This is a genomic window from Alteromonas sp. 1_MG-2023 (assembly GCF_030547075.1).
Classification (GTDB): domain Bacteria; phylum Pseudomonadota; class Gammaproteobacteria; order Enterobacterales; family Alteromonadaceae; genus Alteromonas.
In genome coordinates this window covers 346,477-362,552 of record NZ_JAUOQH010000001.1, presented here as the reverse complement: position 1 = coordinate 362,552, position 16,076 = coordinate 346,477, and the positions used below count along the sequence as shown (strand labels likewise).

Sequence of the window (16,076 nt, the reverse complement as noted above, 5' to 3'; positions counted from 1 at the left end):
AAGAAACTAATACCGAGAGCGTAGGCTCTGGAGACACTACCATGAACATTTTAGCTAACAAATTTCAGTTGTTATTCCGCGAAAATTTATCGCACCCTGTTCGTCAGCCTAAGACAAGTTTCTTCAGTGGTTTGTTAGGTGGCGACAAAAACCGTAAGACCAATGAAAGTGAAGGTAAAGTCTATATTGTTGGCGCAGGCCCAGGTGATGTTGAATTACTTACGTTAAAAGCTCTTAGGCTAATAAAACAAGCCGATATTGTGTTGTTTGATGCCTTGGTGGGTGAAGATGTTATTGCTGAAATTCCTCGCCATGTGAAACGTGAGTATGTTGGCAAACGCTGTGGCAAACACAGTATGAAACAGCAAGATATTAGTACTAGAGTAGTTGAATTAGCAAAAGCAGGACTTTGTGTAGTGCGTCTTAAAGGCGGCGACCCTGCATTATTTGCAAGAACTTGCGAAGAGACAATCGCTCTTACACAGGCGAATATTCCATTCGCTATTGTGCCTGGCATTACTGCAGCCTCTGGCATGTCAGCTTACACAGGTATCCCCCTTACTGATAGACGCTGCGCACAAGCGGTTAGCTTTATTACTGCTCATTTTCAAAACCCAGAAAAATGGCCAGATATGGTGCAGTTAGCTAAAAATGTAGCCTCTCAAACAGTGGTGGTTTACATGGGGTTGAGCCGCTTATCTACGTTATGTGAAGAGCTAAAAAAACAAGGTATTGCCGATGATTGGCCGGTTGCCGCGGTAGAAAATGCAACCAGCCCTCAGCAACGTGTTATTGAAGGTACCTTAAACTCAATTAGTGAGCAGGTATCTCAAGCGAATGTGAGTGGCCCTACGTTACTTATTTTTGGAAAGGTGATAGAGTCTCGACAATGGGTAGATACTTCACTTTTACATAATAAGCAGCATGTCTCAGCAATTTAGCAACTACATAAAAATTATCGGCAAGGGTCAGAAAGGGGGGCGCAGTCTTACCCGCCAAGAAGCTTACGAATCGATGAAAATGGTCCTGTCTAATCAAGTGACTGGCGACCAACGTGGCGCGTTTTTAATGTTGTTACGTACACGAGAAGAAACCCCTGAGGAAGTGATTGGGTTTGTAGATGCGTGCAGAGAATTGCTTGAACCTGAACTCGCTAATTTAACGCCCACGTTAGATGTTGGGTGTTATGCCGGTAAGCGACGTCAGCTTCCATGGTACCTACTATCTATCGCTGTGTTGGCCAACAATGGTTACACCATTATGTTACACGGCGCCCATGAGCCAGGTTCGGGTAGATTATACGCTAGTAAAGCATTGCCGGCTTTAGGGTTACCAGAAGCCAGCAACATCGCCGATGCGTCTGACCAAATGAATGAATACGGCGCTACCTACTTGGATTTATCTCACTTACTTCCTGCATTAAATACGTTAATAAAACTAAGGGAAGTGTTTGCGTTACGCTCCTGCGCGAATACGTTAGCACGTTTGCTAAACCCAACCTCAGCGCCTTATTGTGTTCAGGGTGTTTACCATATGCATCTGGATCATAAGCATTGCCGAGTAAACGAAAGTTTTCCGGCCTTTCAAGCCTTGTGTTTTCGCGGCGATGGCGGCGATCCTGAAGTTAATAGCGAACGCAAAACAGAGCTTTATATCACCCGTAACGGAAGTACCGAAGAAATCATCCTGCCTGAACTCACTGACAAAATGGCGCTAAAAGATACTCAAATGGACGTTAACGATATGCTAGCGCTTTGGCGAGGAGAGTCTACTCATCTCTACGGCGAGCAAGCTATTCAGGCTACTTTGGTGAGTTATCTTATTCTGCTAGAAAATTACGATTTTGCTAAAGCCAATGAAGTGGCTACGCAAATGTGGTCACAAAGAAACAAAACAGCACTGCCCTTTGGCCCTAAATAGGTTATTGGGCGTTCTTTCACTTTCTTATTTTCGTTTTCGCTCATTATCCTTTCCTCATTTTATTCCAATAATTAAGTAACTTGAAAATCCTCTGCTATCTTTAAAGCAGTCAATGAATTTAATAACAATGTTGTACTTCACGTTTTCTCACTAGCATTTTTAGCAGTAGAGGCGAGTGAGGTGTTATGCCCGAATGTTGAGGATCACGGGATGTTTTTTAAAAATAAACAATTGATAGAAGAAGTGGAGCGATTAAGAAAAGAGGTTGATTCTTTTCATACGGTAGAAAGCGAACTCAGAGCCGAAATGATCTATGTCGAGCTAGATAGTGGCGGCAGGATAACAAGGGTTAACGATAGCTTTTCCGATGTTATGAGTTATTCTTCGAACCATCTATCGGGAAAGGTACTCGAAAGCATTATTCCAAAAGGGGTAATGAGCCAGCCTGCAACAAAAGAGTTTCTTCAAGCAATTAAGCAAACCCAACATTGGCATGGTGCCATTAGCCTTTGTAATGCTAATGATGAAGAGCGTTGGTTCAGAGGCATACTGCAGCCGATTATTAGTGAAGGCGGCGGCGTGGGTCGATTTGCGCTGTATATGGCAGAGCAAACAAAAAATATTAATAGAAGCCGTGAAATGAACGATATGCTCGAGGCATTGAATCGCTCTACCGCGGTCATTGAGTTTGATCTTACGGGAAAAATTCTAAAGGCCAACGATAACTTCCTTTCCGCAGTGGGCTATTCGATGGAGCAAATACAGGGTAAACATCACAAAATATTTTGCCCCGCGGAGGATGTCGATACGCCAGAATACAAGCAGTTTTGGAGCGATCTTTCGCAAGGCAAGATGTTTTCAGATCGTTTTAAGCGTATAGACAGTCGAGGTAATCCTTTATGGTTGGAAGCATCTTATAACCCAATAAGAAACGACCAAGGTGCGCTTTATAAAGTGGTTAAATTTGCCACCGTAATAACCGAGCAAATGGAGCAACAATTTGCTATTTCCGAAGCGGCCAATGTGGCATTTAGTATATCCCAAGGCACTGGCGAACAGGCGCAAAAAGGTAAGGAAGTTGTTGGCAGTATGGTGCGTATCATGGGGGAACTCACCTCGCAAATGGGAACGGCTAGTGAGGGAATTCGAGAGCTTGATGAGCAGTCGCAAAAAGTCGCAGACCTGGTTAAAAGCATTAGCGGTATTGCCGACCAAACTAACCTACTTGCCCTTAATGCGGCGATAGAGGCAGCGAGAGCGGGGGATCAAGGAAGGGGGTTTGCTGTAGTGGCTGATGAAGTGCGCCAACTTGCATCACGCACTAGTACTGCAACCGAGGAGATTGTGAGTGTAGTTGTTGAAAACAGTAAACTTACTGAAAATGCCGTACAACTCATCGAGGCTGGGCAAGATAAAGCAAGAGAAGCTTTGGAGTACTCAACTGAGTCGGGTAAAGTAATGAACGAAATTCAAAATGGCGCGACTGAAGTGGTTAATGCTATTGGACAATTTACTCAGCGGCTTTAACTTAAGTGTAGTTGCCCATTAGCAGCAGTTTCATTAACTACCGTTACTATTATACCTATAATGTGAGGGAGAAACGCATTTCTTCCTCACATCATGCGCATCACTTCAATGTATTTTCATTAGATGTTCTCATCGACCGCTTCACGGCGAATGCTTCACATCGAACACTATTAGTGCAATAAACGCACTCTTATTGTTCATGCAAAGTTATGTTTACGAATCCTATTTTTACTAAATGCAGTGATTTCAGTTGTTTAGGTTTTTGGCACGAACCCTGCTTTATGAGAATCAGTAACAGACTAAAGCTACATCAAAACAATAAAGTACTTTAAGTACTATTAGTAAGAATAGAACACCCAAACAATAAGTTCGCCTGTATCTCATTTTAAAATGATTACAGGCTCGGCATCGAAGCCCACCAAGCGCGACGTTAATTCGTCTTCGCTGGTGGGTTTTTTTTTGGCTAAAGGAAACATAAATGACCATGTTAAAGAACGTTTCAATGCTCAAACAATTAAAGAAAAAGATTACGGTTGGATTAACTACTGTGATGACGCTTTCCTTCGCCTTAGGCTCGCCGTTAGCTGCTGCACAAAGTGAGCAAAAGATAGGTTGGCCTGAAAAAGAAGAATTAAAATTTGGCTTTATTAAGCTTACCGATATGGCGCCATTAGCTATTGCCTACGAAAAAGGCTTTTTTGAAGACGAAGGTTTGTACGTGACTCTGGAAGCGCAAGCAAACTGGAAAGTTTTGCTTGATAGAACGATTGACGGTCAACTTGATGGCGCTCACATGCTGGCAGGGCAACCTCTTGGCGCAACCATTGGTTTTGGTACTGAAGCACATGTTGTGACGGCGTTCAGTATGGATTTAAATGGTAATGGCATCACGGTTTCAAACGAAATATGGGAAAAAATGAAAGCCCATATTCCGGTAGAAAATGGCAAACCAGTGCACCCTATTAAAGCGGATTATTTAAAGCCTGTCGTTGAAGAATATCGTGATGCGGGTAAGCCGTTTAATATGGGGATGGTTTTTCCTGTATCTACACACAACTACGAGCTTCGATACTGGCTTGCTGCTGGTGGTATTCACCCAGGCTACTATGCACCGCACAAAGGTGATAATGCTGGGCAGATAGATGCTGAAGCTTTGCTATCAGTTACCCCCCCTCCTCAAATGCCAGCCACCATGGAAGCCGGCACTATCTATGGGTATTGCGTAGGCGAGCCATGGAATCAACAAGCTGTATTTAAAGGTATTGGTGTACCCGTTATTACCGATTACGAAATTTGGAAAAACAACCCAGAGAAAGTATTTGGTGTAAGCCAGGGGTGGGCTGAAAAGTACCCTAATACCCATATTCGTGTGGTTAAAGCATTAATTCGTGCAGCCATGTGGTTAGATGAAAACGACAATGCTAACCGTCCTGAAGCGGTAAAAATCTTAGCCAAAAGTAACTATGTTGGCGCAGATGAAGATGTATTAGCCAACAGCATGACAGGCACATTTGAATACGAAAAAGGCGATAAACGTGACGTGCCAGATTTCAACGTATTCTTTCGCTACAACGCAACCTACCCGTTCTACAGTGATGCGATTTGGTACTTAACCCAAATGCGTCGTTGGGGACAAATTTCAGAGCCTAAATCTGACGATTGGTATAAAGAAACTGCCCGTAAAGTGTACAAACCAGAAGTTTACGCTATGGCTGCAAAAGCACTTATTGCCGAAGGCAAAGCTAAAGCAACAGATTTCCCAGCGTTTGCCACTGAAACCGGCTTTAAGCCACCTCAATCTGAATTTATCGATGGTGTTACGTACGACGGCAGCAAGCCTAATGCGTATCTTGAACAGTTTGGTATTGGGCTAAAAGGTGAAACCGTTCTTTAACGGTTTCATAGTCACCCTAAATTAGCGGAGAACAACATGAGTAAGATGGCAAATATATTAAGCTTTTCGCCAGCCAAATCACCAATGAGCGGCCCAATGGGAGCGGTTTATAGCCGAGCGCCAGCTTTGTTATTGCCACTCATTGGACTTTTGATGTTCCTCGCTGTTTGGAATGGTGTGGCTAAAAGTATTGATACTTCTCTAGGGCAATTTCCTGGTCCTGCTCAAGTATGGGAGCAAGCTGGTTCCCTTATTACTGAGCACGGTGCGCAGCGAGATAGCGCTGACGCATTTTACACTCGGCAAGAAGAGCGTAATGCCGCTCGGGTAGCACAAGATCCCACCTACGAACCAAAAATTCGTGAGTTTACTGGTGCTCCAACTTTCTTTGACCAAATATGGACTAGTCTTTACACCGTCATGGTGGGGTTCATTATTGCGTCTGTGATTGCGGTACCTGTGGGTATTCTATGTGGGCTCAGTAAATCTGCCTACGCCGCCATCAATCCGCTTATACAATTGTTTAAGCCCGTATCACCCTTAGCATGGTTACCTTTGGTCACCATGGTAGTAAGCGCACTTTATGTTAGCGATGACCCTACGTTTTCAAAGTCATTCGTTACTTCTGCGCTAACCGTATCGCTATGCTGTTTATGGCCTACGTTAATTAATACCGCAGTTGGTGTGTCTGCCATTGATACCGATTTGCTCAATGTGAGTAAAGTATTACGTTTAACGCCTACTTCGCACCTTACAAAAATTATTCTGCCGTCATCAATTCCTATGATCTTTACCGGTTTGAGATTATCTCTTGGCATAGGCTGGATGGTATTGATTGCCGCTGAAATGCTGGCGCAAAATCCTGGACTAGGAAAGTTCGTATGGGATGAATTTCAAAACGGGAGTTCTGAATCGTTAGCGCGCATTATGGTTGCAGTGCTTACCATAGGTGCTATCGGTTTTATATTAGACAGAATCATGCTGTCAGTTCAGCGTGCAGTGAGCTGGGACAAATCCAGCGTTTTACGGTAATTAAGGAGAATAGATTATGCAAGCTAAACACTTGGAGCTAGAACAAGTAGGCATCGATTTCCCTACACCAAAAGGGCCGTTTACTGCACTCACTGATGTTAATTTAAAAATTGCGAAAGGTGAGTTTGTTTCGCTAATCGGTCACTCAGGTTGTGGTAAATCTACCGTACTGAATATTGTGGCTGGTTTACACCAAGCTACTACAGGCGGTGTCATTTTAGACGGTGCTGAAGTGAAAACACCAGGGCCAGAACGTGCCGTTGTGTTTCAAAACCACTCATTGTTACCTTGGTTAAGCGTGTATAAAAACGTAGAGCTTGCGGTAAAACACACCATGCGTGGAAAATCTAAAAAAGAGATGCGCGATTGGATCATGCACAACCTAGAGCTTGTGCATATGACTCATGCGCTAGATAAATTACCTAGCGAAATATCAGGTGGTATGAAGCAGCGTGTTGGTATCGCCCGCGCGTTAGCTATGGAACCAAAAGTATTGCTCATGGATGAGCCCTTCGGGGCGCTAGATGCGCTAACCCGTGCACATCTTCAAGACTCCTTAATGGAGATTCATGCTGACTTAGGCAATACCGTTATTATGATTACCCACGATGTAGATGAAGCCGTATTGCTATCTGATCGCATTGTAATGATGAATAACGGCCCAGCAGCCACTATCGGCGAAATACTTAATATTGAGCTGCCTAGGCCTCGAGATAGGCTCAAATTAGCAGATAACCCTGAATATAATCATTACCGGCATGAAGTGCTTACCTTCTTGTACGATAAGCAAAAAAAAATTGAACCGGTGTCTTCCCACATCAAATCTAGTAAAGCCGGAGGTGGTTCTGCAAAAAAAGCGAACAGTAAATCCGACGCAGCGTGAGTTAGGTGAAATTCGCTAATACACAACTCGGCGCTATATAGAGCTTAATCCGATTTAACCGCTTAGGTGCTTATCCCAGTTTTCACTGGGAGGGAGCCCCTTACTTAAAAATCGTCAATAAGAACGCTAATCATTAAACGTTAAGAAGTTTATAAAGTTGATAACAAGGGAACGCACATGAATACGCAGGTAACGAAACAATCAGTCGCGCAGTTAAAAACACACAAGCGCTTTGCTCAAGCCACTATCACTACCGCCTTATTAGCGTGTTTTAGTGCACCATCGTTTGCAGAAAGCTGGCACGATGTTCTAAGCGAAGCATCAGCGTGGGCTGACTTAAATTTACGTTATGAATCAGTAGATCAAGATAATGCCGTTGATGACGCCAGTGCTTTAACGCTGCGTACTCGATTGGGTTTTAAATCGGGTACATTAAATGGCTTCTCTTTTACCGCAGAAGTAGAAGATAGCCGCATTGTGATGGGCCAAGGCGATTACACGGTAGGGCCTACAGGGTACAACGTAGGTGAGTATTCAGTTATTGCAGATCCTGAAACCACTGAAGTAGACCAGGCCTTCATTCAGTATAAAAATGAAAAGTTAACATTGAAGGGGGGTAGACAAGTTATCGCCCTTGATAATCATCGTTTTGTTGGACACGTTGGATGGCGTCAAGATAGGCAAACCTTCGACGGTGTAACCGCTACCTATGCCCTTAATGAAAAAGTGAATTTCTTCTACGGGTATTTAACTCAGCGCAACCGTATTTTTGCAGAAGCCGCTGACTTTGATTCAAAAGATCATGTATTCAACGCTAGCTTTAAAACTGCGGTGGGTAAATTCACTGCCTACGGTTACCTACTCGAAATAGATAATGACATTGATAACGCCCTTGATACTTATGGTATCCGTTATAGCGGTAGCATGAAAGGCGAAACGGTTAACTGGGCTTATGGTGCTGAATTTGCGACCCAAAGCAGTGAGTCAGGCTCTGGCGAAACGGCTACCGATTATGATGCCAGTTACATAAACGCGAACCTAGCGGCCACTATTTCTGGTATAACCGCTAAAATTGATTACGAAGTGCTGGGCTCTGACGATGGCGCGTATGGTTTTGCAACCCCCCTTGCAACGCTGCACAAGTTTAACGGTTGGACGGACCAATTCTTAGCTACGCCTGCGCAGGGGCTACAAGATATTAATGTTTCACTATCGGGCAAACTAGGTGGGGGCAAATGGCTTTTGGCTTACCATGATTTTAGTGCCGATGACGCGTCTGCTGAAGTAGATGACTTGGGGAGTGAAATCAACGTGCAGTACGTCACCAAAGTAAAGGATAAGGTGACATTAGGTGCTAAGTACGGAAGCTATTCAGCCGGTGATATTAAAGTTGATGCCAATAAATTGTGGGTATGGGTAGGCACGCGTTTTTAGGCGTGCGCCCAAAACTTAGTGACTAAAGCCCTAAATAAAAAAGGTTCTATGGAAATCTTCCTTAGAACCTTTTTTGTTACTGCTAACTAATAAATGCTGGGCGTATTAGCTTGAAAATAGTTATTTGTTCTAGTCTTTCGCAGGGAGTAACCAGCCATTTTCAACGGCAGTATCTAATTGTCGAGTAACATAATCCCATAACTTAGGCGCGCAATGCTTCAAGTGAAGGTTACGTTTTTCTATCTTATCTCTGGTCACAGCATGTTTGTTCCAACTGCCACCTTGGTTTTGCATATTTTGGAAAACGGGAAGCACACGGTCCATCGCTTTTGCAAATTCTGCATCTGGCGTTTTAGCTTCTTCGAACTCTAGCCATAACGACAACAATTCATCGGCATAAGGGGCAGGTAGTAGCCCAAAAATTCGCTTAGCGGCATCAAGCTCTTTTTTTGCTTGTGCGTCGTGTTCCGCCGCTTCGTTAAAAGCAAATAAGTCGCCAGCGTCTATTTCTACTACATCATGAATGAGTATCATGCGAATAACGCGAGCAATATCTATTGGCTTTTCAGCGTAATGTGCAATGGAACTTGCCATTAATGCTACATGCCAACTGTGTTCAGCAGAGTTCTCCTGACGGTCACCATCACAAGGTAGAGTAATCTGCCGCTTAACACTTTTAAGTTGGTCTAATTCGCATATAAAGGCACTGAAATCTTCTGGTGAAAACGACATTAATAGCTCCGGCTTTACGCATTAAAAAATAAAAATGGGCCTTAGCGATTACCGCAAAGGCCCATTAAATTTGCATTGAAGTAGGCTTATTGACGCCTAGCTCAACTATATAGGCTAATTACTTTTGCTCAGACAACCAAACAATAAGGTCAGCAATATCATCAAACGTCATTTCAGAAGTAAATTTAGGCTGATATTTACCATTGATAATAAAGCTTGGTACGCCACTTAGATAGTCACGGTTCTTGTCGATTAACTGCTGGTTTTTGCGAATCATGTTGTTCACACCAAAGCTGGTAGACAACTTATCAAACTCAGCACCATCTACGCCGTTTACCACAAAGATGTTTCGTAAGTCTTTAAGGTTGGTAATGGTTGCACGTTGCTTATGAATGTAGTTAAACACAGCTGTGTTCATCGCGTCTTCTTGCTTCATCGCACGGGCAATTAACATGGCGTGAGTGGCTGCATCTTGCACATCAGGGCCAGTAAAGCGCATAAAGTTCACGTGCACTTTTTCAAACTTGGTGTTCTCGCCTTTTTTCTCTTTAATCTGTTTTACAATTGGCTCAAACTGGAAGCAATGTGGGCACCAGAAAGAGAAGTACTCGGTAATAACCGGCTTCTTGGTCGCTTCTTCGTCTAATACCGTGTAATGGGTACCTTCTTTCCACTTAGCTGCACCTTCTTGTGCGCATGCGGTTAATGGCAAAAGCATTGCCATTACAAACAATACTGCAAACTTCTTCATGTAATTGAATCCTTTGATTTCAAATCTATCTATCAATGCTGAGGTTACCACAGGCTTTTATTGGGCACTAGTTTACGCGACAAGCGAGCGGAAAAATGCAACGAATGGATGATAAAAGAGCGGAAAGTTTCGCTTCTTCAGGTGAAGAAGCGAACATAAAGTACAGGCGGTAGATGAAATGGCAACTGATCTTAGCCGTTTTCACTTACCGTCAGCTATACCTTAAACGTGGGTGACACGTATCTTATAAGTAGCTATAACTAACAGACAGCACTGCGCGACGTTCTTGACCCGCATATCCCACAATATCTTCATAATCGGTATCAAATAGGTTATTTACTTTCAGCGATAACGCCCACTGATCAGACACTTGATAGCCAAGATTAACTGAAGCAAGAGTGTAAGCCGAAAGCCCTAAGGTTTCTGCTGATGCTGGGTATGGAGGATAATAGGTGTCGTAACGGGTTCCCGTATAAGCCAGTTTGGCATAAAGGCTGAATTTTTCAGTGCCTAAATCAGATTGCACAGACACAGCACCTTGATGGCGTGCGCGGCGAAGCTCGGTACTGGTTACCCCATAGCTCACTTGATCAGCATCTAAATAGCTATATGAAGCTGAAATTTTGGCGAAAGAAGCAAGCCACTTTACTTCTACGTCAACGCCGTCACGGCTGCTTTCACCGTTAGCGTTGGCAGCGGTATATACCCCTTGAGTAGTGTCATAAACGAAACCATTAATTTCATCTTCGAGGTCTGCGGTATAGCCACTAACTTGTGCCGTTACCGAATCCCAGTTCGCTTTAACACCTACTTCCCACTCTTCACTTTCTTCCGGCACTAAGTCTGGATTTCCTATAAAGCTTTGAGGGTAATAGCCAAATCTTTCTGTGAAGGTAGGGGTTTTAATCGCTTTACCGTAGCTTGAAAACAACGCATAAGTCTTAGTTACTTGCCAGTTTAAGCCAGCACGGTAGCTTACGGCATCGTCAAATTCACTGTTGTTGTCGAAGCGGGCGCTTAATGTAGCAAAAACATTGTCAACAAGGTCGCCTGTGGCTTCACCAAACAAACTGGTGGTGTTGTCGTGTTGCTTTTGATTAGGATCGCCAAACACAACAGGGCCACGCTGTTCAAATAAACGCTGCAAATATTCAGCACCGCCCGCTACTTGCCAGTTATCAAAGTTGTAAAAATTTGTCCAGTTTAGGGCTAAGCGCTCACCCGTGGTGCCACCTGCATCGACGCCCGAAGTGGTGTTGTCGTTTTCATCTTTGCGGTAATCGAAAGCGAGGGTAGAGGCGTAATCTGATGTGCTTGGGGCATAACGCCAGGCTAGTTTAGTACTAATCTGACTGCCGTCGGTGACATTATCTGCATCAGTTGGCAGGCCAGTTGTGACATAATCAGTCCCATCGTAATCGTTTTCGTAATGGGTGCTGCGGAATTTAGCACTTAATGTGTGAGCTTCTGCTACTGCATAATCAACGTTTATGCCTGCGGTCATGTTGTCATAACCGTCATCTTCGTTGCCGGTGCGGGAAATATTATCGCCATCGGTTTTTAGATAGTTCGCATACGTGCGTACGGTTACGTCGCCATTTCGGGTAGCGGCATTAATGCTACCTTGATAAGTACCTTGTGTACCTATTCCTGCGCTTACATTCAGGCTAGGCTTTTCTGTAGTTCCTTCACCGGCTTTAGTGGTAATACTTAATACGCCACCTACCGCGCCGCTTCCCCAAAGGGCACTTTGCGGGCCACGTAGTAATTCGATGCGTACTACATTGGCAGAGGTTAAATGTGCTAAATCAATTAAACTTCCTTGGCCTATATCGTTAGATACCACGCCATCGATGAGCACAAGTAAATGATTACTTTCACTGCCCCGAACTCGTAGTTCAGTAAGACCGCCAGGGCTGCCTGATTGAGAGAGGCTTACGCCAGGCAATCCGCGAATGAGTTCGGTTAATTGCACTGCCCCAGAAGCTTGAATATCTTCCTCGGTAAGTACGCTAACTGAAGCAGGAAGCTTAGCCAGTTGTACAGGTAAGCGAGTACCAGTAACGGTGAGTGTTTCAATAGTGTCAGGGGTTTGAGCCAAAACCGGCGCAGATAGAAGTGTCGCCACGGCAGCGCAAACTGCAGTGCAGGTAAAGTGTGTTTGAAATTTCATTGTGTTTCTCGCTATGTACTCCGCCCGAGTACAAGGGTGAATGTAAGCAGAATAACTGCCGTGAAGCTAGGCCGGTATCCGGGCTCACTCACCATGAAAAATATGGTTTCTCAGCCTTCCCATGTTGCTAAAAATAGCTAAGACACAGTGGCGTAAATTTAAGAATGTGTGTGTTCACACTGAGTTTACCGTTGCGGGGGCAGCATCAGATTGCACTGATTTCCCGTTTAACCCTTAAGGGGGCACCTAAGCGCGGAAGAGTATAGCTTAAGTGCCTAATCAATTGCGAGAAGGATAAATGAAGGTAGGCTAATATATGAGCGTAAATCCGAGCCTAAGCCGAAGCCCAAACCTAGATGCAAGCCTAAATCTAAGTAAAACCCGACCTCAAGACCTAGTCAAAATACGATTAAATATCCGGTCAAATACCGGAATTAGTACCTGAACTAGTACCCAAGCTTTAAGGGGGCTTCTTGCATCGCTGAAAGTTGCTCTTTTAAAGCCAATATTTGACCTTCCCAATATTTACCATCGGCAAACCAGGGAAAGGCTCTCGGGAAAGCAGGGTCTTCCCAGCGGCGAGATAACCAAGCCATATAGTGCACCATTCGCATGGCACGAAGGGGTTCAATTAACGCAAGTTGGTTACTATTAAATGGCTGGAATTCTTCATAAGCTTCAATTAACGTATCAAGTTGCAACAATTGTTGCTGCCTATCACCGCTTAGCATCATCCACAAATCTTGAATGGCAGGACCCATTCTGCAGTCATCTAAATCAACAAAGGTTGGGCCATCGCGCCAAAGGATATTTCCTGGGTGGCAATCGCCGTGCAATCGTATAACGTCAGTGGCTTTATAAGCAGACGACGCCGCCGTAATAACGGGGTTCAAAATAGCAAAGAAGGCGGTTTTAAGATGATCTGGAAGCAAGGTACTATTTTCAAGCACCTGACGAGGTTCATCTAAGTAGCTTTGAATATCAATATCAGGGCGTTGTTCAAATGTCTTTGCTTGAGACACGCGGTGAATACGACCAATAAAGCGCCCCATCCATTCAAGTTGATCTAAGTTGTCGTTCTCAAATTGTCTACCGCCCACTGAAGGGAAAACCGTGAAGCGGTAATCGCCATGGTGATGTAGTGTTTTTCCATTTAACGCTAGGGGCGCCACAATGGGAATTTCACTGTCTGCGAGTTCTTTAGCGAAACTATGTTCCTCTAAAATTTGCGCATCAGTCCAGCGGGCAGGGCGATAAAACTTAACCACATAGCGTTTGTTGTCATCGGCCTGAAATTGGTAAACCCGATTTTCGTAGCTGTTTAGTGCTAGTAAGCCGCTTTGAAGAAAAATGCCCTGAGTTTCCAGGGCATCTAATATGGTGTCTGGATCTAATCCAGAAAACGAAAAGTCTTTCATCGATAAAGGAATTTGGTTGGCTCATTGACCGTCACTTCTTCACCAGTATTTGTGGTAGTGGTAACGGTGAATTGAATTTCTGTTACCACATCTTCCAGATTATACGGGTCGGTTGCAACCGAAATCGGCGTGCTGTAAACCTCACCACCACTTACGGTGACTTCTTGATTGCCAATAAAGGTATACTCAGGCAACCCTTGTACAGAGATAGTATAGGTATGAGTTTGTTGAGATTTATTCAATACCTTAATGGTATAAACGTTCTCAATTAACCCTTCATTGGTTTCACGGTATAACGAGTTACGATCGCGAATAATATCAATCTCAAGGGGAACGCGTGTGGCGATATCGGCCACTAATAGCCCTACCATTACAATAAGAACGAGAAGGTAGCCAATAAGCTTAGGCCGTACAATATGAGTTTTACCCCCTGCTAACTCTTCTTCAGAGGTGAAGCTAATTAGGCCTTTAGGGTAGTTCATTTTATCCATTACGCCGTTACATGCATCTACGCATGCGCCGCAGTTGATGCATTCATATTGTAAGCCGTTGCGAATATCAATACCGGTAGGACAAACCTGTACGCATAAATTACAGTCAATACAGTCACCTAAACCTTTCTCGTGAACCGCCTCATGGCTAAGTTTACGGGGGCGAGGGCCTCGTTGCTCGCCTCGTTTCGCATCATAAGATACGGTGAAGGTATCTTTATCGAACATAGCAGATTGAAAGCGTGCGTAAGGGCAAATATGGGTACACATTATTTCACGCATGTAACCTGCGTTTGCGTAGGTACATACCGCAAAAAAGAGCACTGAAAATGCTGCCCAGAAGCTGGTGTTAAATGTAAAGAAGTCGATGAAGAGGGGGCCGATAGGCGTGAAGTAACCTACAAATGTCAGCCCAGTCAGTAATGCAACGGCAACCCAGGCTGAATGTTTCAGGGTTTTGCGTACAAACTTGTCGGTATCCATCTTTCTACCGTCGAGCTTTATTCGTTTATTTCTAGGGCCTTCTATCTTCTCTTCGAACCAGGTGTAAATGTATACCCAGGTGGTTTGAGGGCACATAAAGCCACACCATACTCTGCCTGCAAACGTGGTTACAAAAAATAGCGCAAATGCGCCCACGATAAAAATATAGGCCAGTAAGGTTAAATCCTGTGGCCATAACGTTAACCCGAAAATAGAAAAGCGCTGCTCTACAATATCGAGTAGCACTGCTTGCTGACCATTAAATCTCAACCACGGAATAGCGGCAAAAATAGCAAGAAAAAACAAACCGAAAAAGCGCCTGAATGTTTCCAGTGGACCTTTTACTGCACGAACGTAAATTCGACTACGCGAATCGTATCGCTTCCCTTCAGTGGTGGATGCAGGTTTGTGAACCTTTACTGGGGTAACGTTTTTCACTGGAATTTGTTCGTTCATATTTTAAACCTTAGCCAACTTCTTTTACTGCGCGGCGCATTATAACAGCTGATATTTTAGCGTGTTTAACTTAGATCAATGATAGTGCATATGATCAGCTTTATTTATCTTTCAGTCAATACTGAAAGTTCAGAAAATTAAATTGTTAATTTAATCTTTACTTAAAGCTAGTTGACTACTATGGGCAAAATAGTTTTTAATACAGTCTGAAATTTGTACAGGCAATTATCTTGCTGATTTTGGTAAAGAAACTGTTGCTTGTCTTTGGCCAATGACGGCCGTGCTGTTTGAACTAATGTATTTGTAATGGAATTTTAAAATGCTTCGTTTCTTTATAATCTTTGCTGAAATCGTATTATTGATAATTGTGCTACGCTCTTCGTTTGTGCAGTACTTTTTTTCAGATGTACAAAGCACTGTTTCACAATGGTTTGTTTCAATCTCAGAACTTCCTGAGCACCGTGAACTAGACCAGCTAAGAGAACGAACGAATTCACAACTTTCGCCTCTTAAAGAGTTTGAGGTAAATTACTTAGAGAAAATTCTAGCAAGTCGCACAAGCGTAATGCGATTCCATGTTGGCTATTGTGAAACAACCGACATTAACCCTAATTTTACACATGGTAAGCGTAAGCAGCTATGTTCTCTTATCGAACAATCTAAGCTCTTGTCTACCGAAACCTAGTCTACCGAGCATCCACAATGCTTCCTCTAGGCTCGTTCATTTACAGCCCTGAGCGATCTGAGCGATAAACAGCCTTGAGCGAAATAACAGCCCTGAGCGTTACTACAGCCCTGAGCGTTTTACTTCTTAGTGTTATAGACCTCATTGGTTTGCAACCTATTCACTTTAGGTTCAGGTACCTGTGCTATTATTGAGCA

The 16,076-nt window shown here is 43.7% G+C and carries 13 protein-coding genes and 1 riboswitch; of the genes, 8 read left to right on the top strand and 5 right to left on the bottom strand.

The window, feature by feature from the left end; genetic code table 11:
- Positions 1-41: 41 nt before the first annotated feature.
- The 7 genes from cobA to Q4561_RS01490 all read left to right on the top strand — a co-directional run bounded on the left by cobA (position 42) and on the right by Q4561_RS01490 (position 8,690).
- Positions 42-941 carry a uroporphyrinogen-III C-methyltransferase gene (gene cobA / locus Q4561_RS01520; RefSeq protein WP_303456967.1) on the top strand — a complete coding sequence of 300 codons (900 nt, stop codon included), beginning with the start codon at positions 42-44 and terminating at the stop codon, positions 939-941.
- Complete coding sequence (locus tag Q4561_RS01515; RefSeq protein WP_303456964.1) at positions 925-1,920, top strand: glycosyl transferase family protein; 996 nt, start codon at positions 925-927, stop codon at positions 1,918-1,920. The genes cobA and Q4561_RS01515 overlap by 17 nt, the downstream gene beginning before the upstream one ends.
- 210 nt (positions 1,921-2,130) lie before the next feature.
- Entirely contained in the window at positions 2,131-3,447 is a 1,317-nt protein-coding gene (locus Q4561_RS01510; RefSeq protein ID WP_303456961.1) for a methyl-accepting chemotaxis protein, read from the top strand.
- 478 nt (positions 3,448-3,925) lie between these two features.
- Positions 3,926-5,341 carry a CmpA/NrtA family ABC transporter substrate-binding protein gene (locus Q4561_RS01505; protein ID WP_303456958.1) on the top strand — a complete coding sequence of 472 codons (1,416 nt, stop codon included), beginning with the start codon at positions 3,926-3,928 and terminating at the stop codon, positions 5,339-5,341.
- 36 nt (positions 5,342-5,377) lie between these two features.
- Positions 5,378-6,373 (top strand): ABC transporter permease, encoded by a 996-nt coding sequence (locus Q4561_RS01500; protein ID WP_303456955.1) that lies wholly within the window; start codon positions 5,378-5,380, stop codon positions 6,371-6,373.
- A gap of 16 nt (positions 6,374-6,389) precedes the next feature.
- On the top strand, positions 6,390-7,256 hold the full coding sequence (locus tag Q4561_RS01495) for an ABC transporter ATP-binding protein (RefSeq protein WP_303456952.1): 867 nt from the start codon (positions 6,390-6,392) through the stop codon (positions 7,254-7,256).
- A gap of 177 nt (positions 7,257-7,433) precedes the next feature.
- Entirely contained in the window at positions 7,434-8,690 is a 1,257-nt protein-coding gene (locus tag Q4561_RS01490) for an alginate export family protein (RefSeq protein WP_303456949.1), read from the top strand.
- 129 nt (positions 8,691-8,819) lie between these two features.
- On the opposite strand, the gene Q4561_RS01485 is transcribed toward Q4561_RS01490, so the two are convergent.
- The 5 genes from Q4561_RS01485 to ccoG all read right to left on the bottom strand — a co-directional run bounded on the left by Q4561_RS01485 (position 8,820) and on the right by ccoG (position 15,194).
- Positions 8,820-9,422 carry an HD family hydrolase gene (locus tag Q4561_RS01485; RefSeq protein ID WP_303456946.1) on the bottom strand — a complete coding sequence of 201 codons (603 nt, stop codon included), beginning with the start codon at positions 9,420-9,422 and terminating at the stop codon, positions 8,820-8,822.
- Between the two features lie 118 nt (positions 9,423-9,540).
- Complete coding sequence (locus tag Q4561_RS01480; RefSeq protein WP_303456944.1) at positions 9,541-10,173, bottom strand: thiol:disulfide interchange protein DsbA/DsbL; 633 nt, start codon at positions 10,171-10,173, stop codon at positions 9,541-9,543.
- 244 nt (positions 10,174-10,417) lie between these two features.
- A complete protein-coding gene (locus tag Q4561_RS01475) occupies positions 10,418-12,346 on the bottom strand; it encodes a TonB-dependent siderophore receptor (protein ID WP_303456942.1) in 1,929 nt (642 codons plus the stop codon).
- A 51-nt stretch (positions 12,347-12,397) separates the two neighbouring features.
- Positions 12,398-12,611: riboswitch (cobalamin riboswitch) on the bottom strand.
- A gap of 181 nt (positions 12,612-12,792) precedes the next feature.
- Positions 12,793-13,764 carry a serine/threonine protein kinase gene (locus Q4561_RS01470; RefSeq protein WP_303456940.1) on the bottom strand — a complete coding sequence of 324 codons (972 nt, stop codon included), beginning with the start codon at positions 13,762-13,764 and terminating at the stop codon, positions 12,793-12,795.
- Positions 13,761-15,194 carry a cytochrome c oxidase accessory protein CcoG gene (gene ccoG, locus Q4561_RS01465; protein ID WP_303456938.1) on the bottom strand — a complete coding sequence of 478 codons (1,434 nt, stop codon included), beginning with the start codon at positions 15,192-15,194 and terminating at the stop codon, positions 13,761-13,763. The genes Q4561_RS01470 and ccoG overlap by 4 nt, the downstream gene beginning before the upstream one ends.
- A gap of 319 nt (positions 15,195-15,513) precedes the next feature.
- Between ccoG and Q4561_RS01460 the strand changes: the two genes are divergently transcribed.
- Positions 15,514-15,879, top strand: coding sequence for a hypothetical protein (locus tag Q4561_RS01460; protein ID WP_303456936.1), 366 nt, complete (start codon positions 15,514-15,516; stop codon positions 15,877-15,879).
- Positions 15,880-16,076: the final 197 nt, after the last annotated feature.